The sequence below is a fragment of the Marinomonas sp. SBI8L genome (assembly GCF_001624705.1).
Lineage (GTDB): Bacteria > Pseudomonadota > Gammaproteobacteria > Pseudomonadales > Marinomonadaceae > Marinomonas.
This window is the reverse complement of the sequence record NZ_JSEO01000005.1, coordinates 228038-251749: the sequence shown is the minus strand read 5'-3', so window position 1 is coordinate 251749 and position 23712 is coordinate 228038. Positions and strand designations below refer to the sequence as shown.

The 23712-nt window shown below is 40.9% G+C and carries 34 protein-coding genes and 1 other RNA gene; 22 read left to right on the top strand and 13 right to left on the bottom strand.

Annotated elements, in window-relative coordinates; genetic code table 11:
• The first annotated feature begins 64 nt into the window (after positions 1-64).
• Positions 65-973, top strand: a complete 909-nt coding sequence (locus OA91_RS09555) for a TIGR01777 family oxidoreductase (RefSeq protein WP_063338047.1) — start codon at positions 65-67, stop codon at positions 971-973.
• Between the two features lie 114 nt (positions 974-1087).
• Here OA91_RS09555 and OA91_RS09550 read toward each other — a convergent pair whose 3' ends face one another.
• From OA91_RS09550 to OA91_RS09520, 6 genes are all read right to left on the bottom strand, one after another.
• A complete protein-coding gene (locus OA91_RS09550) occupies positions 1088-1897 on the bottom strand; it encodes a formate/nitrite transporter family protein (protein ID WP_063338046.1) in 810 nt (269 codons plus the stop codon).
• Positions 1898-2106: 209 nt separating this feature from the next.
• A complete protein-coding gene (locus OA91_RS09545; protein ID WP_082827860.1) occupies positions 2107-2556 on the bottom strand; it encodes a DUF3127 domain-containing protein in 450 nt (149 codons plus the stop codon).
• A gap of 177 nt (positions 2557-2733) precedes the next feature.
• On the bottom strand, positions 2734-3459 hold the full coding sequence (locus tag OA91_RS09535; RefSeq protein WP_082827859.1) for a DUF1826 domain-containing protein: 726 nt from the start codon (positions 3457-3459) through the stop codon (positions 2734-2736).
• Positions 3459-4664, bottom strand: a complete 1206-nt coding sequence (gene zigA / locus OA91_RS09530; RefSeq protein WP_063338044.1) for a zinc metallochaperone GTPase ZigA — start codon at positions 4662-4664, stop codon at positions 3459-3461. Before zigA ends, OA91_RS09535 begins: the two co-directional genes overlap by 1 nt.
• A gap of 255 nt (positions 4665-4919) precedes the next feature.
• Complete coding sequence (locus OA91_RS09525; protein ID WP_063338043.1) at positions 4920-5825, bottom strand: Abi family protein; 906 nt, start codon at positions 5823-5825, stop codon at positions 4920-4922.
• Between the two features lie 313 nt (positions 5826-6138).
• Positions 6139-6459 (bottom strand): hypothetical protein, encoded by a 321-nt coding sequence (locus tag OA91_RS09520; RefSeq protein WP_063338042.1) that lies wholly within the window; start codon positions 6457-6459, stop codon positions 6139-6141.
• A 573-nt stretch (positions 6460-7032) separates the two neighbouring features.
• Here OA91_RS09520 and OA91_RS09515 point away from each other — a divergent pair.
• The gene (locus OA91_RS09515) at positions 7033-7374 is read left to right on the top strand and encodes a helix-turn-helix transcriptional regulator (RefSeq protein WP_063338121.1); all 342 of its coding nucleotides are present in this window, start codon (positions 7033-7035) and stop codon (positions 7372-7374) included.
• On the top strand, positions 7371-8348 hold the full coding sequence (locus OA91_RS09510; RefSeq protein ID WP_197477780.1) for a type II toxin-antitoxin system HipA family toxin: 978 nt from the start codon (positions 7371-7373) through the stop codon (positions 8346-8348). The genes OA91_RS09515 and OA91_RS09510 overlap by 4 nt, the downstream gene beginning before the upstream one ends.
• Positions 8349-8820: 472 nt before the next feature.
• Here OA91_RS09510 and OA91_RS09505 read toward each other — a convergent pair whose 3' ends face one another.
• Genes OA91_RS09505 through OA91_RS09490 form a run of 4 tightly spaced genes read right to left on the bottom strand, consistent with a single transcriptional unit; the run spans position 8821 to position 12298 of the window.
• Complete coding sequence (locus tag OA91_RS09505) at positions 8821-9720, bottom strand: hypothetical protein (protein WP_063338041.1); 900 nt, start codon at positions 9718-9720, stop codon at positions 8821-8823.
• 1 nt (position 9721) lies between these two features.
• Positions 9722-10735: a phage integrase gene (locus tag OA91_RS09500; protein ID WP_063338040.1), complete on the bottom strand. Its 1014-nt coding sequence runs from the start codon at positions 10733-10735 to the stop codon at positions 9722-9724.
• Entirely contained in the window at positions 10732-11613 is an 882-nt protein-coding gene (locus OA91_RS09495) for a hypothetical protein (RefSeq protein WP_063338039.1), read from the bottom strand. The genes OA91_RS09500 and OA91_RS09495 overlap by 4 nt, the downstream gene beginning before the upstream one ends.
• A 19-nt stretch (positions 11614-11632) precedes the next feature.
• Positions 11633-12298 carry a LexA family transcriptional regulator gene (locus OA91_RS09490; RefSeq protein ID WP_063338038.1) on the bottom strand — a complete coding sequence of 222 codons (666 nt, stop codon included), beginning with the start codon at positions 12296-12298 and terminating at the stop codon, positions 11633-11635.
• Between the two features lie 144 nt (positions 12299-12442).
• On the opposite strand from OA91_RS09490, the gene OA91_RS09485 reads away from it, so the two are divergent.
• The 19 genes from OA91_RS09485 to OA91_RS24285 all read left to right on the top strand — a co-directional run bounded on the left by OA91_RS09485 (position 12443) and on the right by OA91_RS24285 (position 21572).
• Positions 12443-12697: a hypothetical protein gene (locus OA91_RS09485; protein ID WP_063338037.1), complete on the top strand. Its 255-nt coding sequence runs from the start codon at positions 12443-12445 to the stop codon at positions 12695-12697.
• A gap of 28 nt (positions 12698-12725) precedes the next feature.
• Positions 12726-13010: a hypothetical protein gene (locus tag OA91_RS09480; RefSeq protein ID WP_063338036.1), complete on the top strand. Its 285-nt coding sequence runs from the start codon at positions 12726-12728 to the stop codon at positions 13008-13010.
• A gap of 9 nt (positions 13011-13019) precedes the next feature.
• Positions 13020-14753, top strand: a complete 1734-nt coding sequence (locus tag OA91_RS09475; RefSeq protein WP_063338035.1) for a replication endonuclease — start codon at positions 13020-13022, stop codon at positions 14751-14753.
• Between the two features lie 20 nt (positions 14754-14773).
• Positions 14774-14965 carry a hypothetical protein gene (locus tag OA91_RS09470; protein ID WP_063338034.1) on the top strand — a complete coding sequence of 64 codons (192 nt, stop codon included), beginning with the start codon at positions 14774-14776 and terminating at the stop codon, positions 14963-14965.
• Positions 14952-15419, top strand: a complete 468-nt coding sequence (locus OA91_RS09465) for a hypothetical protein (protein ID WP_063338033.1) — start codon at positions 14952-14954, stop codon at positions 15417-15419. The genes OA91_RS09470 and OA91_RS09465 overlap by 14 nt, the downstream gene beginning before the upstream one ends.
• Before the next feature lie 2 nt (positions 15420-15421).
• Positions 15422-15886 (top strand): hypothetical protein, encoded by a 465-nt coding sequence (locus OA91_RS09460; protein WP_063338032.1) that lies wholly within the window; start codon positions 15422-15424, stop codon positions 15884-15886.
• Positions 15870-16484, top strand: coding sequence for a hypothetical protein (locus OA91_RS09455; protein ID WP_063338031.1), 615 nt, complete (start codon positions 15870-15872; stop codon positions 16482-16484). Before OA91_RS09460 ends, OA91_RS09455 begins: the two co-directional genes overlap by 17 nt.
• Before the next feature lie 158 nt (positions 16485-16642).
• The gene (locus OA91_RS24290) at positions 16643-16798 is read left to right on the top strand and encodes a hypothetical protein (protein WP_157203817.1); all 156 of its coding nucleotides are present in this window, start codon (positions 16643-16645) and stop codon (positions 16796-16798) included.
• Between the two features lie 3 nt (positions 16799-16801).
• Positions 16802-17662 carry a major capsid protein P2 gene (locus OA91_RS09450; protein ID WP_063338030.1) on the top strand — a complete coding sequence of 287 codons (861 nt, stop codon included), beginning with the start codon at positions 16802-16804 and terminating at the stop codon, positions 17660-17662.
• On the top strand, positions 17662-17979 hold the full coding sequence (locus OA91_RS09445; RefSeq protein ID WP_063338029.1) for a hypothetical protein: 318 nt from the start codon (positions 17662-17664) through the stop codon (positions 17977-17979). Before OA91_RS09450 ends, OA91_RS09445 begins: the two co-directional genes overlap by 1 nt.
• A complete protein-coding gene (locus OA91_RS09440) occupies positions 17979-18215 on the top strand; it encodes a hypothetical protein (protein WP_063338028.1) in 237 nt (78 codons plus the stop codon). The genes OA91_RS09445 and OA91_RS09440 overlap by 1 nt, the downstream gene beginning before the upstream one ends.
• On the top strand, positions 18212-18601 hold the full coding sequence (locus tag OA91_RS09435) for a hypothetical protein (RefSeq protein ID WP_063338027.1): 390 nt from the start codon (positions 18212-18214) through the stop codon (positions 18599-18601). Before OA91_RS09440 ends, OA91_RS09435 begins: the two co-directional genes overlap by 4 nt.
• A complete protein-coding gene (locus OA91_RS09430) occupies positions 18594-19100 on the top strand; it encodes a hypothetical protein (RefSeq protein WP_063338026.1) in 507 nt (168 codons plus the stop codon). The genes OA91_RS09435 and OA91_RS09430 overlap by 8 nt, the downstream gene beginning before the upstream one ends.
• The gene (locus OA91_RS09425) at positions 19097-19849 is read left to right on the top strand and encodes a hypothetical protein (protein WP_063338025.1); all 753 of its coding nucleotides are present in this window, start codon (positions 19097-19099) and stop codon (positions 19847-19849) included. Before OA91_RS09430 ends, OA91_RS09425 begins: the two co-directional genes overlap by 4 nt.
• Positions 19846-20262, top strand: coding sequence for a hypothetical protein (locus tag OA91_RS09420; RefSeq protein WP_063338024.1), 417 nt, complete (start codon positions 19846-19848; stop codon positions 20260-20262). Before OA91_RS09425 ends, OA91_RS09420 begins: the two co-directional genes overlap by 4 nt.
• A 27-nt stretch (positions 20263-20289) precedes the next feature.
• Entirely contained in the window at positions 20290-20625 is a 336-nt protein-coding gene (locus OA91_RS09415) for a phage tail fiber protein (RefSeq protein ID WP_063338023.1), read from the top strand.
• A gap of 20 nt (positions 20626-20645) precedes the next feature.
• Positions 20646-21113, top strand: coding sequence for a lytic transglycosylase domain-containing protein (locus OA91_RS09410; protein WP_063338022.1), 468 nt, complete (start codon positions 20646-20648; stop codon positions 21111-21113).
• Complete coding sequence (locus OA91_RS09405) at positions 21113-21424, top strand: hypothetical protein (protein WP_063338021.1); 312 nt, start codon at positions 21113-21115, stop codon at positions 21422-21424. The genes OA91_RS09410 and OA91_RS09405 overlap by 1 nt, the downstream gene beginning before the upstream one ends.
• 1 nt (position 21425) lies before the next feature.
• Positions 21426-21572, top strand: a complete 147-nt coding sequence (locus OA91_RS24285; protein ID WP_157203816.1) for a hypothetical protein — start codon at positions 21426-21428, stop codon at positions 21570-21572.
• A gap of 124 nt (positions 21573-21696) precedes the next feature.
• On the opposite strand, the gene OA91_RS09400 is transcribed toward OA91_RS24285, so the two are convergent.
• The 3 genes from OA91_RS09400 to smpB all read right to left on the bottom strand — a co-directional run bounded on the left by OA91_RS09400 (position 21697) and on the right by smpB (position 23684).
• A complete protein-coding gene (locus tag OA91_RS09400; RefSeq protein ID WP_063338020.1) occupies positions 21697-22467 on the bottom strand; it encodes a hypothetical protein in 771 nt (256 codons plus the stop codon).
• A gap of 127 nt (positions 22468-22594) precedes the next feature.
• Positions 22595-22956: a transfer-messenger RNA gene (gene ssrA / locus OA91_RS09395) on the bottom strand.
• Positions 22957-23201: 245 nt separating this feature from the next.
• The gene (smpB, locus tag OA91_RS09390) at positions 23202-23684 is read right to left on the bottom strand and encodes an SsrA-binding protein SmpB (RefSeq protein ID WP_009834026.1); all 483 of its coding nucleotides are present in this window, start codon (positions 23682-23684) and stop codon (positions 23202-23204) included.
• Between the last annotated feature and the right edge of the window lie 28 nt (positions 23685-23712).

The following is a 23712-nucleotide window of genomic DNA, read 5'->3' as shown; positions in this document are numbered from 1 at the left end:
CGTAAATTATTCAGCAAAAGGCTAGCCGACATCTTGATTGGGCATGCCTTTTAAGAGGTGCAATATGAAAATCTTAATGACAGGTGGAACCGGCCTAATAGGTTCTCGATTTATTAATGAATTCGAACAGCATGAATATACCGTTTTTACGCGATCGCCCTATCAAGCAAAGCAGGACTTACCGCCACAAACCAAGATCATTAATGATTTATCCAAGCTGTCTGACCTGAACGAATTTGATGCTGTTATCAATCTTGCTGGCGAGCCCATCATAGACAAACGTTGGTCACAAAGGCAAAAAGGTATGATTTGCCAAAGCCGTTGGCATACAACGGATAAATTAGTGAAGCTGTTTGCTCAGAGTGATAACCCACCGGAGGTTTTTTTAAGCGGCTCAGCAGTGGGTATTTATGGTAATCACTATGATAGATTCCTGCCAGAAACTCAAACGACCTTCTCTAAGGACTTTGCCAGTCGCCTGTGTCAGCGTTGGGAGAAAATCTCTCAAGAAGCCTCCGAGCATACTCGGGTAGTGAATCTACGTACGGGTATCGTTCTGGATGGGAAAGGTGGTGCACTAGGTAAGATGCTACCTATTTTCAAATGTAACCTTGGGGGCAAAATTGGGGATGGTCAGCAGTTTATGCCATGGATACATATTCATGACATGATAAATGCTATGTCCTTTTTACTAAGTCATAAAAACTGTGAAGGGCCGTTCAACCTTACCAGCCCTCATGCTGTCACTAACTATCAATTTACCGAAGAGCTAGCTCATATATTGGATAAGAGAGCTTACTTGCCGATGCCAAAGGCGATTTTAAAAGTCGTTATGGGTGAGGCGTCGGCCTTATTGTTAGATAGCCAAAGAGTGGTGCCAGAGAAGCTGATTGAAGCAGGGTTTCATTTTGACTTCCCAGAAATTGAAGAAGCCTTTGCCGATCTTTTAATGCCGCATCCGGTTTATAGCTAAAGGCTTTAAATATGCTAGTTCATATCATCTTGGCCTAACTTTATAAGGTTAGGCCAAGATAAAAGATGAGAAAGACGGATAAAGTAAAAGCGGCGAGGAAAGGGGAAGTTAAGGTTAAATCTGTCGATTGGCCGCAGTCTTCACATGCGTGGTATAAAGGGTAAGGCCAGTAAAGGCCAAGCCACCGACAAGGTTACCCAAAACAGTCGGCAACTCATTCCAGATAATATAATCCATAAATGAAAAGTCACCACCCATAATTAAGCCAAAGGGAAACAAAAACATGTTGACCACTGAATGCTCAAAACCCATGTAAAAGAAAAGGAAGATAGGCATCCACATGGCGATCACCTTACCACTGACATTGGTGGATATCATGGCGCCAACAACGCCTAGAGACACCATCCAGTTGCATAACATGCCGCGAATAAAGATAGTCATCCAACCTGCAAAACCATGTTCGGCATAACCTAGGGTTCGAGCCTCGCCAATACTGGCGGCTTTATCACCAACTGGTCCTGGTTCTATGTTAAAGCCATAGGTGAATATATAGGCCATCAAAAAAGCGACAGTTAAGGCGCCCGCAAAATTACCAATAAAAACCAAGCCCCAATTACGTAACACCCCTTTTGCTGTGATGCCTTTACGTTTATCAAGTAAGGCAAGCGGCGCTAAAACAAAGACGCCTGTTAACAGGTCGAACCCCATAAGGTAAAGCATGCAAAAACCAACAGGGAAGAGCAAAGCACCAAGTAAAAACTGCCCTGTTTGTACCGCAATACTAATGGCGAAAATGGCGGCTAGCGCCAAGATGGCTCCCGCCATAAAGGCGCGGATAATGGTATCTCGGGTGGACATTAGGACTTTAGATTCGCCCGCATCGACCATTTTTTTGGTAAATTCAGAGGGCGCTAAATAAGACATGCTGATCTCTCTATAATCGATAAAGTCTAATATCGAACCATTGAAATTGCCTTCATTAGGCGCAGGCTCAGATGTTCTTTATCAAGGATGTGTCATTAGTGAGTTATTCTAGAAGTGTTCTTTGAGCATTTACGGTCCGCTTAGTTTTTAATGAACGAGTAAACCGTAAATGACAAAGACATTATGATGGTTTAGACAAGCGTGCGTCGTTAGAAAGGCACGTCTGAATCTGAGTAACCATTACCTGTGTTTGAGTTATAGCCTTGATCTTGGTTTTGGTCGTAAGCTTGAAAGCCATTATCTTGGCTAGCATTCTGGATGTAATCTTGGCCTTGGTTTGGGTTAAAACCTTGACCACCAGGCGCTTCGATACGCCAAGCTTGTAGGCTAGTGAAGCACTTTTCTGGCTTACCTTGAGCAGCCCAAAGACGGCCATTTAGATTGAAATGTACATTAATTTCATCACCAATCTGGTATTGATCCATCAAGGCACACTTGTCTTTAATCAACTCTAAGGCAACATAATTTGGGTAAGCTGGATTCTCACCTTCGCCCGTTAGCTGGATCACAAACTCACGCTTGGTAAAACCGTTTTGACCGTATTCAGTCGTTGCGCCTATGCTGTGGATTGTTCCTTGGGCTTCGAAACTTTTAGACATAATCAGTACCTATAAACTTGCTTTAAAAACTTGTCAGCAGCATAGCATTTTTGAAGGAGGTTTTCTGGCTAAAGCCAAGATAAAAGCAAAAACCTTATCTGCTTTTATCTTGGTGTCACATCATGATGAATATGACAAAGGGGTTGGCAACAAAGCTTTAGTGATTAGCCAAACCAGTTAGTCGAGAAAATCGAGAGTGAGTAACAAACGTTTTTCACCGATTTCCACCGCAGGTGATCTATGTACTAGCCCTGCATTTTCATTACCCGGCCATAACTCGCCCTTTAACAGGGCAACATCACCCTCTGTTAACTGCTGAATATCTTCTTGGCTTTGATAAAGGCCAGATTGGTCACGGGCATCTTTAACCGCTCTTACACCCAAGGCAGAACGGTTAATTAAGCTATGAGGCAACCACTGAGTTGCAACACCCTTATAAGTCGTTACCAAGCGGCAAGGCACTCTATCTACATGGAATCTAGGGCACATGGCGCTATCCAAAATGGTTAAACGTAACCCAGCTCTTTCCAAATCAAATAAGCAGCAGAACATCTCAACAAGTTCAGCAATATTCTGACTCAATGGTAAGACATCATCCGTATTACCCAAGGCTTTATGTATCGTGTCTAAGGCGAGTTCTGGTGTGATTGCCATATTACGTTTATAGCCATCTTTCTCACTCAGAAAAGCATCAATCGCTTGTTGCAGTGCTGCATCTGAATCCCTTTGCCAAACCACCATGTTGGTATCTTGCTGGTAGACTTCTGTCAGTATGTCTGGCGCTTGCCCGACAATGAATTTGCCTTGCACTTGTTCCTTTAGTGCGTTTTCTTGTGCTTGCTCGTCGATAAGATTTTCTTCAAGGTACTCATCTTCACGGCTTTTTAAGGCTAATGCGCTCATTAATTCTCCTCCCAAGCTGGGAAAGGGTCTTTTAAACTGGCCCAATACGCTTTACCTTCGACTATCTCATCATCAGATAATAAGCAGTTATCTAGCGCTGTGATCATGGCTGTTTGGTTCAAACCTTGGCCAATAAAAGCCAGCTCTTGGCGCATATCACCAAAAGGTTCACACCAGTGCTCATTAATGGCTGCTAGGCTAGCTTCGTCTGTTGGCCAGTTAGACTTAGGTACCGCCTTCCAAAACATGCCAGCAAACCCATAACGAGCGATACCGCCAGCTTGGCTCCATTGGCCAGCAAACTCAGGGCGTGTTGCCAACCAGAAATACCCTTTAGAACGCAGTAACTTACCGTAGTCTTTCGTGTTGTGTAGGAAGTTATAAAATTTTTCAGGATGGAAAGGGCGGCGGGCTACATAACTAAAGCTTCCAATACCATATTCTTCAGTTTCTGGTACATGCTCACCGCGCATTTCTATCAACCAACCTGGTGCTTGTTGCGCACGTTCGAAGTTAAATAGGCCAGTTTCCAATACTTTTTCAATGTCCACTTGGCCGTTTTCAATAGGGACGACTTCGGCAAAAGTATTGAGCGATTTCAGAATCGCCTTAAGCTTCTTCATGTTCTCGCTGGAGACAAGGTCTGATTTACTCACCAAGATAATGTCGGCAAACTCTACCTGTTCAACCAACAAGTCCGCGACACTGCGATCATCATCTTCACCTAAGGATTCGCCTTTATCTTGCAGATACTGGGCTTCTTCGTAATCCTTCATAAAGTTAACCGCATCGACTACAGTGACCATAGTATCTAGGGTCGCCACATCAGAAAGAGACACACCGTCTTCATCCGCAAAGGTGAAGGTCTCAGCTACAGGTAAAGGCTCGGAAATGCCTGTGGATTCGATTACCAAGTAGTCAAAGCGACCATCTTTGGCAAGCTCAGTCACTTCTAATAATAAGTCTTCACGCAGGGTGCAGCAGATACAACCATTGCTCATCTCAACCAGCTTTTCTTCGCTGCGATTTAACGAGACTTCGTTTTGAATGATGTTGGCATCGATATTGATCTCACTCATATCATTCACGATAACCGCTACCTTCTTACCTTGGCGATTATTTAAAATATGGCTAAGTACCGTGGTCTTTCCTGCCCCTAGAAAACCGGATAAAACGGTTACAGGCAATTTTTTTGGATGTGTCATAGGATACTCTGGCTAAAAATCGGTTTATGAGAAAAACGGAATTAAAGAAATGTTATAACATAACATTTGCAAAATAAACTAAGGGAAGCAAAACAGCATGGATAGCGTCAAGACTTGTTAGTCAGAGTCTCAAATAGTGAGACTGAAGGCTTATTAGGAAAGGGATAAATTGCAGGCATAAAAAAACCACCTATTAAGGTGGTTTTGGCTATTAAAATAACAGGTTCTCTAGATAGAAGTTGTCTGCTTCATAAGTTAGGAGGTGACTTTAGTTACCATAAAAAGATCGCCATTGGCTTTTTCAATAATATTAAAACTATCGTTATTAAGTTGCTTTAAACGGCTACGCAATGCTCGTTTATAATGATTATAGGGTTCTGCTAGTTCATGCATTTCTTTTCTTTGGCACAAAAGAAGATAGCTCATGGAGGACACACGTCTTGCGTCTGATAGTAAAGAATGAACGTCAAGCCAGTTAACTTTTTCTGACGAAAGCCATCGAGTTACTTCAATAATTTTATCAATTTTCTGATTAATATATTTTATAGCTGATTGTTGATCGACGACACTTTTGTGTTTCCAAATGGGTGAGTTATGGGCGATGTCATTCCTTACTTCACGTAAAGAAGAGATATGGTGTTGGATGGTTGAATTGGTTTGTCCTTTAGGTAAGTTTGGAAAAACCATAGGGATGCATTGTGGCCAGAGCGCTTGATTATTACCATTAATTGAAAAGCACTCTCTTAATAAGTTATCCCAAAAACCGAAATCCATTTTAGCCACAAGTAAATCGTGTCTTGTTAACCCTTTAGGGGTGCTCTTTTTGCCGAGCTTCTTTTTTACTCTTACGATTTCTGATTTATGCCAGTTAATATTATCTTGGTCTCTTTTTTCTAACTTCCAACTCTTTCTTTTCTTCGTATGAAGTTTGTCATACCAGTCGGGTGCAATGGTTTTTGTTGCACTGTTATGGATAGCGTTTCTCAGAGCCACTTCTAATGTACTTAGTAAAGGTTGCAAGCTTGCAGCCACTTTTACTGACCATATATAGGCACCGTGAAGTTCTACAGGTGTTCTTGTCTGGAACACTTTTTTGTATGTTGAAAGCCGTTGGCTTGGAAGTACAGTTGAAAGAGCTGTGTATGAAATTGTGCTCGGCATTGTCTTGACCATCCTTGGTTGACAGTGGTAGTTGCTTTAATTAGTATAATTGATACAGCTTGTAGATGACCACTGTTTCAAGCCACTACATTAGCAGCCGTTTATCGGAGAAAAGCCTCGTCCTTTGGATGGGGCTTTTCATTTTGTGAAGGATCAATAGTGTCGATTAGCTGCCAATCTATTGATGGCCTTTTTGAAATGAATGGTATCTGTACCTACTTTTTACCTCCTATCACAAGAATCCTATTTTTTTATGCTGTAATCGTATCGAATGTATAAGGACTTTTATCATTTACCTTAGAGTGCCTCATGATTATTGTTGCATGTTGTTTTTATCTAAAAAGGTTGCAATAAGTTCATAGTCTTTTTCATGGCTTCTCTCAACGCTATCGCTAACGTCCAAGACTAAAGGGTGTGTTGTACCTTTTTCTAATGAATCAATAATATCCATTGTTATAATATCACCACAGCCTTTATTTTTAAGCTCAAGATAAAAAGAAGATATAGTTTCACCAAGGTTAGTTATGTTGATTTGAATTTGAGTAAAAGTTAGAGATTTAAACGCATATTCTTTATATTCTAATATTAAATTTTGTTCAGAAATGTTGTGATATTTAGAGTCCTGTTCTTTCATTTTAATTTCCTTTTAATTAATTTTGGTTTAGCTTTTTTACTTTAATAATGATTTTTAGAGCTAATTTCTCTGTAAGATTTACATAATCGGATGCCTTGACCACACAACGCGGCCGATTATGCGAAGTGTGTTTAGGTCGGATGATGGAATGACAATATCACCATAATATTTGTTATCTGAGGTGATAGCTTGCGAGGAAGTTAAATCTTGCTTAAGTTCATGTAGGTTCATCGTGCGTTTCCTTCACTTTCTATCCCTTCTTTTTTCTCTCTCGATTAGGGCTATTTATACGCCTCTCACTCTTGAATATCAATTCACCAAATTATTGTTTTGAAAGCTTATTTATTAGATTTTATAGACTAAATTTCATGTGTTAAAGAGGTTGTTTATAAGTTTAATTGGCGCGGTTTTAGTAACTGCGCCAACTAATTGAAAGTGTCTTACTTTAAAAATAAGCAACCTATGAATTGCTTTTTAAGTCTAAGTTTATAAAAAGCAACTCATATGTTGTTGTATTAGTTTAAAGCAACTAATATGTTTCATTATATTAAAAAAGCAACTTATGTGTTTACTATGATTAAGTCACTATTAGAGCAACTCAAAGAAAGGCGTTTAGCCCTAGGATTAAAGCAAACAGATATGCTGCTACGTGTGGGTGTATCTAGGCAGCAATATCAACGCTTAGAGTCCAAAGGGAACCCTCGACTCGATACTTTAGAGCTTATCGCAAAAGGTTTTAATAGTGAGCTGATGCTCATCCCTAAGGAAAAGCGCAATGCGGTACTTGCTGTGTTAAACGAAGCAGAATCGTCAAAGGCGGGAGCGATTAACGCCGAGCCAATTAATATGCAAGATAAAGGCGAAAAAACCTTATCTGATGATCCATGGCAAGGGTTGTTAGGGGACGACTCATGAGCAATAACATGAATGTGCTAGAGCTTACTTTTCAGGGTGAGCTAGTTGGTTATGTGGCTGGTTATCAAAACGGTCTCAATGTATTGAGCTTTGCTGATGAGTTTAAGCATAATCCAAATCGTCCAACATTTAGTTTAACAACTCACCCTGACTTTCCTCGCTCTGAACCATTCTTATCAGAAGGCCATGCTAAAAATCAGCGCCTTTATCCCATTCTGTCCAACTTATTACCTGAAGGTGCATTGAGAGAGTTAATTGCTCAGGGATTGAAAATTCACCCTGATAATGAGTTTCAGATTCTATCTTATCTTGGTGATGATTTACCGGGTGCTATAGTCGCAAGGCCTATGACGCCAGATGAGGTGCCTGACAGTCTATTATCCAAACATAAAAATGCGAAAGCAGTCGCATTTGAGCAAGACTTTTTTGCCATGCAAGGTCGTGAGAATAAGTTCTCACTTGCTGGTGTACAGATGAAGTTTTCCATGAAAGAAAAGGATGGTCGCTATAACTTATCCCAAGGTGATGCATTGGGTGATTGGATTATTAAAACCCCTTCGACCAAACATAAGGATGTGCCATTAAATGAATATACGGCAATGATGTTAACGTCACTTGTCGGTGTTGATGTACCTGATATGAAGCTGGTTGAGCTCGATAAACTTGATAATCTTCCACAAATCAATTTACCCAATGAAAAATTCGCTTTTGCAATTAAACGCTTTGACCGAAATACGCTGCTAACTGATAGACAGGATGAGCGTGTACATATGGAAGACTTTGCTCAAATTTTGGTTAAGTATCCCCATGAAAAATACAAAGCGGGTAATTATGAGCAAATAGCGCGCGTGCTTTATAACTTTTCAGGTAATGCGATTGCTGATGTTCAGCAATTTGCGAGACGACTGCTTGTTAATATACTGCTTGCTAATGGTGATGCACATCTGAAAAATCGGACATACCTTGGCGTTTAATTAAGCCTCACTTAGATGACACCTTGCAAAAAGCCAAACAACTCTGGCCTCAAGCGATGCAAGATTTACCTATGAGAGAAGAGCATAAAGAAAAACTAAAGCAGCATTGGGGTAATTTACATCAGGACTTTAGGTTCTAGTTAGCTAAACAGCTAAACAGCTAAACAGCTAAACAGCTAAACAGCTAAACAGCTAAACAGCTAAAAGAGATAAATCTCAGGTATAAAAAAAAGCCGCTAATAAGCGACTTCTTTTGTGTTGTCAGAATTAACTAGTTAAATTCTGGTCAACATTACAATCGATTTTCAATAAACCATTCGAAAATCAACCACTTAAGTGGTGGAGACGGCGGGGATCGAACCTTATGTTAAATTCAATAAAATCAGTAAGTTACTGATATATAAGACATGTTTTTAGGGTTCTATTGCCTTCTTTTACCTTATTTTCCATCTAGTGTGTGTCGGATGTGTGTCTATTTTACTTTAATGAAGCTTCGTAGCTTGCTTAAAATGATCGCATATGGAAGTAATGATATAAAAGAAAGCAATGCTGCTGCTAAATTCGAAAAATCATAACTACTATCAAATAGAGAAGTATTATAAGGAAGAGTGTTGATACATATTAAAGGAAGTAATATTCCAAATAACGCTGATAATTGAATGCAGTAATATATGTGTTGAAAATTAATCTTACTATCTTGGCTGTCATATAAAAAATTAAATTTATTTGTTTTTTCCACCAAAGCTTCAAATTCAGGTATTAATTTAGCTCTTGTTTCCTGCAATGTTCGGTTTATGATTGTTCGCATATCATTGAATTCTTTTTTGTAAACAGTATCTGGCTCCGTACTTTTTCTTATGAAATTGTCATAATCTTTTTTGAAGTCTTTAGTGATAATATTGAAATAATATTGAAAGTTTTCAAAGTTTAATATTATTGATTCGAATTCTTTTTTAAGGTTTTTTATATCTTTGTTTGTTGTTAAGGGAAGCTTCTCTATTGAATTAATGTTAATGAATTTTAGAAAAATAGAGCCAGTTTCTAATAAGTTAATGAACTCAAGTTCCATTTCAATGATTTCTGATTCTGAAGGTTTTTCTACTATTAATGAACGACTTAGTTCTGCATGCTTTCTATGTAAATTTGAAATGTAATCTTCACCATGATCCGATTCTTCAGATTTCATATGATCAAAAATTTTATATTCAGATAGTTTTGTTTTTAAACTTCCAAACTCAGACTCTATAGTGATTCTAAGATCATTAATTCTATCAGTGTAAAAAAAGTAGTTAGCTAAGATATAAGTAGTTAATAACCCTACACCGCCTAAATTTATCGTTATTAAAGCTATAAAAGTTCCGTTTTCTTCCATGTTATTTCCTAGCTGTTTCTGATAGTGGATTCAGCCTTGTGGCTTCTTCCAGAAAGTCGGGCGATAGGTGAGAGTATCGCATTGTCATTTTAATATCACTGTGGCCAAGTACCTTTTGTAAAGTCAGTATGTTGCCTCCATTCATCATGAAATGGCTGGCAAAGGTATGACGCAATACGTGGGCGGCTTGGCCTTTGGGTAGTTCGATTGTAGTGCGTTTAAGGGCGCGTCGAAAGCTGGATATAGAGGCTGTAAATATCTGGTTCCCCTTGGTGCCTTTGGCGTGTTCTTTTATCTCATTATAAAGCGCTTCAGTGATAGGTACGCTTCTGTTTTTTCCGCTCTTGGTGTCGGTAAAATGCACCTTCTTATTACGTACTCTTTGCACGGTTAGCCCTTCTGCTTCGCTCCATCTAGCCCCTGTCGATAATGATATTTTAGTGATCAGGTAAACGTGCGGGTTATCGCATTTTTTCGTTTCGTCTAGTAGCTCGTTTATCTGATCATGGGTGAGAAAGGCCAGTTCATTTTCTGGCACTTTCACATTATCAATATTAACAAGTGGGTTAGGATAGTGGATCTCTTCGGCTTTGATCAGCACGTTAAACATGGATGAGAGATAACCTAATTCATTATTTAACGTTTTTGGGCTGATACCGTCCTTTGATCGAGTGGCGCGCCAGCGAGTGTAGTCTAACTTGGTAAGGTTAGAGCCTGCGGGGTCTCCGAGCATTTCCGCCATGCTTAATAACTTAGCTTTACGGCGAGTACCATCACGTAAAAAGTGACCATGGGAGTTATCCCAAAGCTCGACCAGTTCAGACACACGGCGCATATCTTTAGGCTTTTCTAACCAAGGTTTAGAATCAGAGTTAGTCTCGTACTGGGCAATAGTATGGCGTTCGAACCTGTCGCATTCTCCCTTAGTGGGGAATATGCGCTTGTATGTTCGACTACCACGGCCAGCAACTCGAAAACGGACTTCATAACCAGTTGGGACTCTTTTAATGGTCATGCATTAACTCTTTTGACATTAAGTTCACCATTTAACATTGAGAAATATGCGACGAAATAAACCCCAGAAACATCTAGATAAATCGAAATAGAAATATTGACTTTCCATTTAATTAAATCTTTATCTAAATAATGAACTTCATAATCTGGGAAAAGTGTAGTTCTGTCGTCTTTATTTAAATCTCCAATATTTTTGGCTTTATTTTTATATTCATCAATATTAATTTTGATATTTGTTAGTAAAGTAATAGTTTGAAACTTATTGCATGAGTCAATAGTCTCATTTGTTGGCATGTTTTTTTCTTTATCTATTGTTTCTATATTTCTTATATCACCACCTATATTTCTAATGCTAATAATTATTATTGAATTACCATTTAGCTTAGCTTCTACTTTATCAAAGTAAGGCTTTTTACTTCGCTCTAGAGTGGCTTCTTTTTTATTGTGAATCTCTTTTTGAAAATTGAAATTATCTTTAGTAAGTTCAACGTTTTGCTTAAATTCATTAACCTGTAATTCTAAGGCTTTCCTTGAATATTCCAGCTCATCTGCCTGCTTTTCTAAACTTTTTCTATTAAGCCTTAGCTCCGAGTGCTGCATTTGATAGCCGATAATTAGCCAAAAGAAAGCTACAGGGCCAAATACGCCAGCAAGAAAGTCTCCTACTTCATTAAAGTTTTTAGCACCTTTCATCCATGTAATTGTTTCAAATCCTAGAGTCTGATATAAAAAGCTGAAATAACCAAAAGTACCTAATATGCCAATAGTTGATAAATTGTAATGGCGTTTATAAAAACCTTTTAACCAACTAAAAAAATAAGTAATGCATAGTAAAATACTTCTAAAACAATAGTTTACCCAATTAATAACCTGATTCATGAATCCCTTCCCTCTATTTTTAAATCATCGGATGCCCAGACCACACGACACGGCCAATTATGCGCAATGTGTTTAGGTCGGATGATGGGATAACAATATCCCCATAATTTTTGTTGTCTGAGGTAATGGCCACTGTGCCGTTTAGTTGTTTTTGAACACGCTTAACAAACAATTCACCATCGTAGTTGATGACATAAATCCCGCCGTCACTTGTTACAGAGTTCATGGTTTTATCTATTACAAGAGAGTCACCGCTGTAGATGGTTGGCTCCATGGAATCGCCACGGGCATACATGGCAATAAGGTCTGTAGGATTGATGCCTGATCGACGCAACCAAGACTCTTTAAAAGATAGGTGCTGGTCGATTGTTTCTGCTTCGATCAGCGTGCCTTGTCCTGCACTCGCTTCGATACTGTATTGAGGTACATGAAAATAGCCGTCATCTTCTGAAACTACTTGAATTTTTCCTTCTTTGGGTTCGCCTTTGCCTGTCAGAATCCAGTCCATTGAAAATCCAAATTGACGAGAAATATTATATATCTCTTTATAAGGAGCCATATTTCTTTTCTTCCAATTGGCTACAGTTGCTGGCCCAGTTTGTAAAAGCCTTGCAAGCTCAGCAGGGTTCTTACAATCAGTAGCGATAAGCATGCGCTCAATTATCTTAACTGCATCAATTTCCATATAACGTCCTTAAATATATAAATTTGGGAATCCTTTTCTTGACTAAAGAATTTATTTTATCTAGGATTCCCAAATAAGATTCCCAAAAGGGATAAAAAGTTAAATATCGGTATAAAACACTACATATCAGGGAAGTATAAGAATATGAAAGATACAAAACCAGACGTTACTCCACAAAACATGAAGATTAGGACTAAAGATGGAGTCCTAATTGAAGTGGAAGCGCCTTACTGCACACCTAAGGAATGGGCTAATAGAACAAAGATGACTGAAAGGGAAGTTAGAGAGGCTCTTTATGATGGTCATATTTCACGTTTTCAGCACTCACCTAGAGGCAAGCTTTTTGTCAATGTCTTAGCTGAAACTCAAAAGGTTTTAGATACCCCCGCTTGGAAATAATGGACGCGTTAAAAACAAAGGAAGTGACATGTTTAACCACGAAAATGAAAAACGTTTTTTTAAGATGCTTGATCTTGCCCCAGAACTGAAAAGGTTCTGGGATGAGAAAGAAGGCAGTATGAAGCCTAAGTCAGTGACAAGTGAACTTAAGATGGCAGATAAAAAAGAGTCAGCTTTGTTTCGCTTTTTTATCTCTGTCTGGATGGGTAATTCCGATTACGCTGATTTTGATTTTATTGAATGCGTTAAGTTGATGGATGATCGTGAAATAAAGATTGTCCGTAAATGGCTCGTTGATCCCTTCTTTTGTTAGGTGGTCAACATGATTCAAACTACTCCAACCCCTGATTGCCTTAAATGGCGTGCCGATCTTTTAGACGGTGTAAGCCCTCAAGACGTGGGCTTTTTACACTCGCGTCTTGACGAGTTAGACCAAAAGAAAGGTTATGTTGCTTCGAACTCTTGGTTACGTGGTGCCATTGACCGCTTTAAGCTTATTGCTCGCGTAGATCAAACCGGAATGCGTAACTGTGTTCTCAAAGAGGCAGAACGCAGGCAGAAACGAGACAACCAAGAAACTGCTATGGCTTGGTTAAATACTGTTGTTAATCGTCTTAAGTTTTGCGAGGAATGGATAACTGATTTAACAGGCGACAAATTAACAACGTGGGCAAATGAAAAAAGCCGTCGTTTTGAAATGTCAGCTAAGGGTTTATTAGTCGGCCAGTTTGAACACTTCTTCGATTTCATCAAGCGTGAAGCTGAGTCAGTTAATGCCCTGTTTGATAAATGGGACGATGACGATTCAGTGCATGCGCTTATGCTTCGTATGTGCACCCCAGAATGGTGGATAAGACAGGCTAAACGCCATTACCGTGTGGTTGAAAACATTCGCCGTGAATGTGGCCAAGTCTGCAATCAAGAATCTCCCTATGTTTCCCGCTGGGGTATCAATCGCTTTCGTAAGCAAAAGCAAATGAACCGTGCTTTTCTCGAAAGCTATGAAGCGGTTAACCAGCATGAACAAACCTTCTTATTATCTGAGCTAGCAGCTAAGAGCATTTCAAACCCTGCTCATACCAAAGCAGAACTAGCAGTAAGAATTAAAGGGCTTCAATACTTGGCTGTGCAATGTGGTCATATCGGTTGGTTTCTAACTATGACATGCCCGTCTAAATATCATGCTGTTCACAAAAAAACAGGTCATAGGAACAAAAAGTTTTACGACTTTGGGTGCCCTTCTCCTAGAGATGCTCAAATGTATTTAAACAAGCAGTGGGCAAAAATCAGAGCGGCTTGTAAGCGTGAATCTATTCACTTCTATGGCTTAAGAGCTGTTGAACCTCACCATGACGGCACACCTCACTGGCACCTCATTATTTTTATAGATAGCAAGCAGAGCGATAGGTTTTTAGAGATTGCTGAAAAGTATGCTTTTGAGGTAGACGGGGACGAATCAGGCGCAAGTGAAAGCCGCTTTGATAAGAAGTTCTTAGACCCTGAAAAAGGCGGTGCTATTGCTTACGTTGTTAAATACATCGCTAAGAATATCGACGGCGTAGACGCAAACGGACAAAGCGTAGGCATTGATGACGAAACAGGTCTCGACCTTGTTAAAACTGCGGAACGTACTCAGGCATGGAAAAGCCGTCACGGTATCAGACAATTTCAATTTTTAGGCTCTTCATCTGTGACAGTCTGGCGTGAAATTCGACGCTTAAAAGACTCAATACCTAAAACCTTCATTGATATTTATAACGCTGCCAAGACTAACGACTGGAAGCGTTACACCGAGCTAATGGGCATAGGTAAGCAGCAAGCTTTAAGACCATTTTATGAGCAAGGTGAAAGTAACCAATTTGGCGAGCCCACGACAAAAGTGAAAGGGCTTGTTTCTGTTGTCGCTGAGTTTCTACCTACACGTATGTATGAGTGGACGATTCAGCGGGTTGGCTCTTGTTCTAGCTCTTCGCTTTTAGGAGCGGCGCAGCCGTTCCCTAGGACTCGTGTCAATAACTGTACGGGGGGCAATTTTAGCCCCCCAAATTATCATTAAACATACATAAGGAAATCAAAATGGATCGTATTGAAAAGATAGAAAAGGGACTTGCTCAAATAGGGAAGAATATTAGAACCAATGAAACGTTGGGCGGCTTCGCTATGGGTAAGAAAGTTGAATTAGCAGAACAAAGCACCCGTTTAGCTTATGCGGTGCTAACTGCTGTTGTGGATGAATTAAAGGATTTAAAAGCCAATGAAAAACACTAGTAAAGCAGTCGTAATTGGTGAGCTTGTTTGTCAGTGTGGCCGTTGTTCTTATGTTGAGCAAACCAAGCGCAAAGGGGACTTTTTACAGGTGCGTTGTAGTCACTGTGGTGTGGATCAACGTGCTGGTAAGACTATCCAAGCTCATTGGAGAGAGACAATGAAACCAGTGGGACACTATCAAGATAGTAAGACTGTCGCGGCCTATGGTGCGGATACTGTTGAGCCTGTTGTTGATACTAAACCCGTTACTATTCCTGATAGTACCGCGAATAGTATGGAACCTATCCAAGAGCCAACACCAGAACCCGCCGCAAAGCCAGCAACGGTAAGGCGCGAGACTATTAAATCTAAGCAGAAATATAGCAACTTTAGCCCATGGGTGGGCTTGAGTGTATTGGTCGCTACTATCGGCGCGGCTGCGATAGGTTCCGAATTACTAAAAGCGAGGGGTTAAGCATGATTGATGAAATGGACGTACACACAGACGAACTATTAGACGATGAAGATAGTTTAAGCCTTGATTCACTTATTACTGAAGCTGAAGAAGAAGCCGCGCAAGAGCAAGCATTAGAGAATGCTGAGTCCGAAGAAGATGAAGCGGAACGTTTAGCCCGTGCTGATCGTCTGGCTGGCCGTTTTAATAGTGGTCTTTGGTGGTCACTTTCTAAAGTTTACCCTGCTGCTACTGTGCCAGAGGAGAAAATCGAAGAAGGCAAAGAGGCCTTGGTTCCACTTGCTGAAAAGTATGGTGAATCTATGCCTGATTGGGTTGATGACTTTATGGAAAAGCCAGAAATCAAAGCAGGGCTGTATGTTGGTGCGGCTATCATGGCGGCGCGTTCTTCTCACATTTTAGCTCTTGAAGCCGCACAGGAAGAAGCTGAAAAAGCGCAAGGGGGCGAACTTGGCCAAGAACGCTAATAAAGCCTTACCTAATGCTCACCGTTTTATCACCGCCATCACTGGCGGGGGTAAAACTCAGGCCATTATGAACCTGATTAAGTCGTCTAAAAGGGCGGCTTTTTGGGACCCTGACAAAGACCATAATTGTAAGCACTTCACAGACAAACAAGCCTTTTTAAAAGCCTTGCAAGGCGTCATGGCTAAGGGTGGTCGTATTGGTTGGGCGGGGGATGATGACGAAGCCACTTTTGAATGGTTTATGATGGCAATATGGGCCGCGCTTGATGGTACTAAACTGCTTGATGTAATTGTGGAAGAAGCCGCAGATGTAGGCCTTAAACAGACTATGCCAAAGTGGACGGGCAAGGTTTGGCGCAGGGCGCGAAAGTATGGGGGCATACTTACTGTGGGCACTCAGCGAGTGCAAGAAGTACCAAAGGCGTTTATTACTCAGGCTGGCGTTACTTATATTGGCATCCAGAAAGCTAATGATCAGCACTATATTAAGCGCCAAACAGGGCTTGCACCTCAAAAAATGGGTGCTCTTGAGCCTCTTAACTTTTACAAAATGGAGGGAAACGACACTGAAAAAGTTAAGTTCAAGTATATCGGGTGATGTTTTTTCATCTTTTTTTAGCTAATTCGATACTATCCCATAGTATCGAATAGTATACGGATACTATCAGACCACTTTTCCCCCCGTTGACAGCGATAGTATCCAACCCTCTACAGTTCCCCTGCAAATTACATAAACGTTTCCACAGGGGAAAAACATTGAATCAAACACTTACTAAGGTCAAAAGCTCTGTTGACTGGAAAACAGTTACATCTGTTGCCGTTGGCTTAATTGCTTTTGGTACTGCGGTTTATGCCGTGAAGAAATCAGGCAAGACGGGTAAAAAAGTCGCTGCTGTAGTAACGGGGGGTTAATCCATGCGCCATATGTATGAAGAATTAAACCCGTTTTCAGGTGAGCTTCAAAAAGGCAAACGCTTGTCTTTAACGCTACCAGCAAACACGGTTTTTAGAACCTTCTTGTTAATGACAAATATCCCGCCTGAATACATTGAAGCAATTGAACTTGCAAATGGTTCGGACGTGCCTTTTTCATTATCTGCTGATGAAATTTTGATGATGGAGCGACATAACAAACGCGCTGTTATTGAAAATATCATTCCATTTCACATCGCTGATATTTCCGCGAATACATTGCCAGGGCAAGACAGTTTAGAGCGTCCGAGCCATGCAAATGATGCTCATGAATTACGTGTTCGTTTGTCGTCTGCTTTGCCTGCTAGCAATGATTACTACCTTCGCGCTAATGCAAAATTCGCTTCGCCTTTGTCCATTCAACGAGATGGTGCTGGCAATATTATTTTTGATGGTGGTAATCCTGCTCTAGCCCAAAAAGTGCGAGTGAATGAGCGCCGTTTCGAGCGTCATACCATCAACAATGTGAGCAAAGGCACTATTGTTTTTGACAAGCTTTTACGCGGGCCAAAACTGCGAACTTTGTACATCAAGGGTGATGTTTCAAAAATCGAGATGGAAGCTCGAAAAGGTGGAACCGTGGTTAAGCGCATGGAAATCGAGCGCGATGTTATCGAGTTTATCCAGCAATCGGAATACGACTTAGCACCACAAGACGGTTATTTCATTTTTAACCCTGTCGGCTCTGGCTTTATGTCTGATGCGTTAAACACCTCTTATGACTCACTCCAGTTCAAGCTCTATCACGACTCTGATAACCAGACGATTGATATCTTGGCTGATGTTGATGCGCAGGTGGGCTAATGAGTAGTTGGTGGGATGACATAACAGAAAAAGTAACTTCTAGATCTATTGATTTAGTGGATGGTTATGCTGAGCGAGAAGTTGAGCGCGTCTCTCATGAACCTGATAACTCGGCAAACATGCCAACTCAAACAGCCACCGCTAGTGCTGTGAAATACAACGCAACTGCTGCAACCAATGCAGTACAAAATCAAGCTGATGCGGCCAATGCTGCTAACGCAAGTTTTATGGATAAATACGGTAAATGGCTAGCGATTGGCGGCGGTACTGTTGTTGCTCTGGGAACGCTCATCTTTGTATCCAAAGGGGGTAAATAATGGATCCTGCTAGTGCTGCTGCAATAGGAAGTATGGGCGGCTTAGACATGGGCGGCGGCTCGATTGATGCGGGTGCATCATCAAGTAACCGTGGCGGTAATAACCAAGTAGGTGGAACTGTCTTTGGTAATTACAACCCTGCGGCTAGTTCTGCTGCTTCACAGGCTTGGGTGCCATGGGCGGTTGTTGGTGCTGTTGCATTAGGTGCGTTATTCATTTTTAAGGGGGCGAAATGATTGAAATTACTCGCTGTGCTTGGGATGAAAACACACCTGATAAGTTGCGCGGTGCATGTGGTGAATGGGCTGATATAACACGCTCAAATGTTGAAAAAGGAATTGAACAACTTCACCACATCACAGGGAGCAATGTTGATGTTTGGGCTGTTACTCGGGGAGAAGTAGCAGCCCATGGAAGTGAGTTAGTCATTTGTTATGTGGGTGGCAAGGGAATGCGTGAAGCAGGTTTTGCATTAAAAAATGCAGCTATCAAACAAGGCTTTAAAACGATTCGTTACCACACTACCGAACCTGCAATTCATCGTTTGTATCAAATGTATGGCTTTGCAGGGGAAGAAGTTGAGCGTGTTTACCGTCTGTCGCTAGGAGGTGGGCATGGGTAAGGGAAACAGCTCTAACTCAACGACTAATAACACAACTAATTACAACCTTCAGGGCGTGCAAGGCCAAGCTGTTATTGCGGGAAATGGTAACACTGTAACCACGACTGACCATGGAGCGGTGCAAGCGGGTTTAACTGTTGCTAGCCAAGCTATCACAAGTAATCAAGCCGTCAATCTAGCGAGCATGGATCATGTTGTTAGCATGGCAAAAGATGCGAATTTGAGTATTCAAAATACTGCCAAATATGCAGTTGATGAAGTGGGCAGTGCTTGGTCTTCATCGTCAAAAATGGCTGTGGAAGAAGCAAATAGCGCGGCGGCTTTAGTCGTTAGAGAAAGTGCTGCTAATGCTGATCGTGTAGAGCGTATGGCAGCGGCGGTTTCAACAAATGGTCAGAACTTAATGGCTGAGAATAATTTGAAGGTGTTGTATGTGGTTGGTGGTGTTAGTGCTGCGGCGGTTGTGGGCTTTGCTTTTTTAGCGAGGTCTAAAAAATGAAACATGAACTTAGGCTAAAAGCGGGTGAACGTTGGGATGTTTCAGCGACTGGGCAGTATATCGGTTATGTCAGTGGTGCGGGTGAAATTGAGATTGAAATAGATGGTGAGCCTCATCACTTGGATGTAAACGAGGTGTATCAATCTAATGACCAATTTAGAAATTTCACGGTAAGAAATGCCACTAATGCGACAGGTGATTTTGTCATTAAAACAGGCTTAGGCAAGTTGTACATGGCTGGGGATGGGCAACTAACAGAAGTGTTAGGCATCCGTGAAACAGTCAAAACACAAATGCTAAATCCTGAAGACATCCACGCGCCCATTGTTGAAAAGCTTGGTGCTTTGATGAGCTCGGTTTTTAACATTCGACAGATCACAGAAACGCTAAAAACTCAGATCACGAATGTGGTGAATATCCGCGAAATTACAGAGACATTAAAAACTCAAATTACTGGCGTGGTAAATATCCGTGAAATAACGGAAACCTTAAGCACTGAAGAACAACCCGCTTCAAGTTTGGCAACCAGTCAAAAGACATTTTCAGCGGGTGAAAGCTTCACCATTCAAGCGAATGAAAATCGCCGTGATATCACCATATTAGCGGCAGAAGAAAACACAGGTGTCGTTACCGTTGGCGGTATCCCGCTCAACTCAGGCGAGTACATCACATTTAACAATTTTACTGGTGTCGTGCCGTGTATGGCGGTGGCAGCAGACAATATTTTAATTACAGAGGTAATCAAATGAAAGTAGGGAAGCAGTCGGTAAAAAATGATCTAGAAGCACTAGATCAAAAGATTGATCAGAAGTTTGAAGAAGCGAAACAAGTCAATGTAGAAATCGTTTCAAATCTAGCAAATGGATCAGTTTCGTCAGGTGAGTTAATGGATCAGCGACCCGATGGGATTTATCAGTTGATCGGTACAGGGGGCGGTTCAATAGAAAATGCTACTCAAATTGGAATGGAAGGTACGAATGAAACTAATGGCGTAGGAATGTTTATGTCGGGTAGTGCTACTTCTTCAGCCGTTATGCTGTTTATCTCTTGGAGCGGTAAAACTTACGCGGTTTCAAAACGTAACGGTGTTAATTACCCAAGTGAGTTGCTATCGACAAAAAACACCATTGTGGATGCTAATGGTTTTATCAAAACCGCCTAATAACTAATCAATTTTTAAGGAATGAAAATGGCAACTCTAAGAACAACTGCGGCAATTAATTTAAAAGCTGACGGCTCCATTAAAGACGCTACTCAAGCACAAATCACAGCATCAAAAATTGAACTAGGTGTATATCAAGTAAGCGGTGTTGTTGGTCTAGCTTCTGAAGGCTGGCAATCAACAATCAAAGAAAATGCTAACGGTGAAAAGACTATTTCATTAGTTTCTGAAGCAAATGAAAGTGGTGTTCTGGTGCGTACTTACGAGCGCGGCACCACTAACCCTGTCGATATTATCGACTGCCTTACCTTGCGCTTTGATTTAGATGTCGAAGTCGTTGAACCAACTGAAACAGCCGAGTAATGAAAGGGGGAAAGTGGGTAATGATCGGTAGCCTTGCCGCCGTTGCCCTCTATTTTATGACTAGAACAAAATGGACACCTCCGAGCAGTGCTGAGCCTTATCTAGCTGACATTATGGCGGCTGAGTATCGTCATAACATGCCTAAGTACCTGTTAGCGCGTTTGCTCTACCAAGAGAGCCGATATCGTCAGGATATTATTACTGGCGAAACGGTAAGTGGTGCGGGTGCTGTTGGTATAGCGCAAATTGTCCCGCGCTGGCATAAGAATGTTGATCCTAGAAACCCAATCGAAAGCATTCATTATGCAGCTCAATATCTAACGAGCTTGAATGAACGTTTTAACTCTTGGGAAACTGCATTAGCAGCTTATAACTGGGGGCCGACTGCGGTAAATAACGCAATGAAAGAACACGGTTCTAAATGGCTTAAAAATGCCCCAACTGAAACGCAAAATTATGTTTCTGAAATCTGGGGAGACGTGGCCTGATGGCAGCGTTTAATAACAAGCAGTTTTACATTCTGCTTGGTGTAGCGGCGGTTGGCGGCTTTGTGCTTTATCAATCAGCACGTAAAGCCGCCACCGAAGTGATAGAGACAACTAAGGAAGTCGGGGAAGCTTCAGTGTTCTTGGGTGAATATTACTTAGAGCAAGCCTCTGACTATGTTAGCAGTGCATTAACGCTTGATGAGTTTGACTCTAAATATCGTCACAAAATGGACAATATGAATGACGAACAATATCAACGTTGGAAAACAGCCGTTCAGGCTGGCGAAATTCAAAATCATTTTAAGGAATAATATGAAAAAGTTTTTTACGGGAAAGTTAGTTAAGTTTATAGCGAGTGCTGCTGTTACTAGTGCATTGATTTATGTTGGTGTACCTGCACCAGTAGCAACTCAGGCAGGTAACACTGTGGGTGAGCAAGCGGTCGAATTGGTGAATTAATGGATTTGGAAATGCTTAATCAACTCACTGGAACAGGGGCTAATAGCTCAGTTATATTACTAAGCTATATTCTCTGGAATTATCATGTACGCATAAAGAGATTAGAGGATCTCAAATGATTTTATTATGAACCTTTTGGAGCTAATACAAACTTTATTAATGTCCAAGCCACACCATCTCTAATTAAGAATTTAGCTTCTTTTTTACTGCACTTTCCTGTATTTAATCCTTGTGATATGGGAATTGATTCCTCTTGTGGTTGGGGAAGTTTGAACATTGGTTGGATCGATAAAATTCTATCGCTTTTTATTAGCTCTGTTTTCCTATCTTGATAAATAACAAACGTATATTTATCGAAAGAGCCGAGTAATGAGACACAATCAATTATATTGTTTGCCTTATCGATGGCTATTTTTTGTGGAATGATCTTGTTGTTGTTAAATCTTTCCTGATCTATTTTGGCTCGTAATCTTCCTACTTCACCAAGTAGCAGTAGCAGTATTATAATTAGTAATAATGCAATACAAGTAGAGAGTAATGTTAAGAGAACATTGATAATAGTATTTGGTTTAGATTTGATTCTTATTTTGGGTAGTGGAGTTTGGTTTGGTGGAATCCATGACTTTCTCCAGTTTCTCAATATAATTATTAAGCAAACAGCTACCAGCATGATAAAAATGCTTAGGTTCATTAGCCTTAGGAGCTTTTGTGAGGCAAATTGCCAAATTATACCATTTGAAACAAGTTGAGATGCATCTATAAGAAAGTTATCAAAGTAAGCATTAAAAGAGTTGATGGAAAAAAACCATGCGGCAATTAATCCAATTACAATTATAGTTCCTGAGTACTCTAAGAGTTTTACAAAAAAACTTATTTTTCTATCATTGTTATCCATAACATCATCTCAGAATTATCCATAAAAAAAGGAACCGATAGGTTCCTTTTTTTACACACTCGGTGTGTCGAATGTGTGTCGGGCTTATTTTTAAGTCTTAAAAATCCTTAAAAATCAACCGCTTAAGTGGTGGAGACGGCGGGGATCGAACCCGCGTCCGCCAATCCTCTGCCATCGGCTCTACATGCATAGTCTCTTCTATTTTTTGACCATTAACCGCCCGAAGGACAGGGTATTAACGGCGAGCCTACTTGATCTTAGAACCTTATCCCTAGGCGGGGCATCGGTTAGCATCTCGTAATTTATGATACTGCGGAGTCTCAGGCTACAAGCAACCGGAGGGCAGCACACTAGCAGGGGTTTAGGCTGCTAAAGCGTAGTTTTCGTCGTTTGCGACTATATATTTGATGCGGGGGATTTACGAGATCACGCATCACTCTCGACATGCACCTCAGGGTTTGTAACCGGCGTCGAAACCATGTCGTCCCCAAAGATGGGCGAATTTTAACGGAATCTATTTGATTTCGCTAGTTTTCTTTTTGGACTTAAGGGCTGGTTGGAGGGCTTCTGTATGCTTTTTAGTCGGTTTCCTTGCTTCTTACGCATTCTTTTTGTGCGCTTTCTTGCTCTTCCTTAACACGCTTGCGCGCTTCAGAGTTTTTTAAGAGCACTAAAAAAAACAAAACCCGCTAAGCCTAGGACAAAGCGGGTTGATGAATCAGCAAGATGCTTGCTTAGCGTGTGCTGTGTTTCATCATGCGTTCTTTATCACGAGCCCAGTCACGGTCACGGGTAGTATCACGCTTGTCTATGTCTTTCTTACCTGTTGCCAGAGCAATTTCGACTTTAATGTGGTTACCTTTCCAGTACAGGGCGGTGGCCACACAGGCTTTACCTTTTTGCTCTGTTACTTGGATAAGCTTGTCGATTTCTTTTTTGTTCAATAATAGCTTTCTATCACGTGTCGGTTCGCACACAACATGGGTAGAGGCTGTCATTAAAGGTGTGATTAGTGTGTTAAGCAGCCAAGCTTCGCCATTGCGTAAAAATACGTGCGAGTCGACTAGCTGTGCTTTCCCTGCGCGAAGACTCTTCACTTCCCAGCCAGTCAGGCAGATTCCTGCCTCGAACTTTTGCTCGATGAAGTAGTCGTGGCGGGCCCTTTTATTTAAGGCAATAGTGCCGCTGGTGTTGGATTTCTTCTTTGCTTTACTCATGGCGAGAAATTATACGGTCGAAATTGGG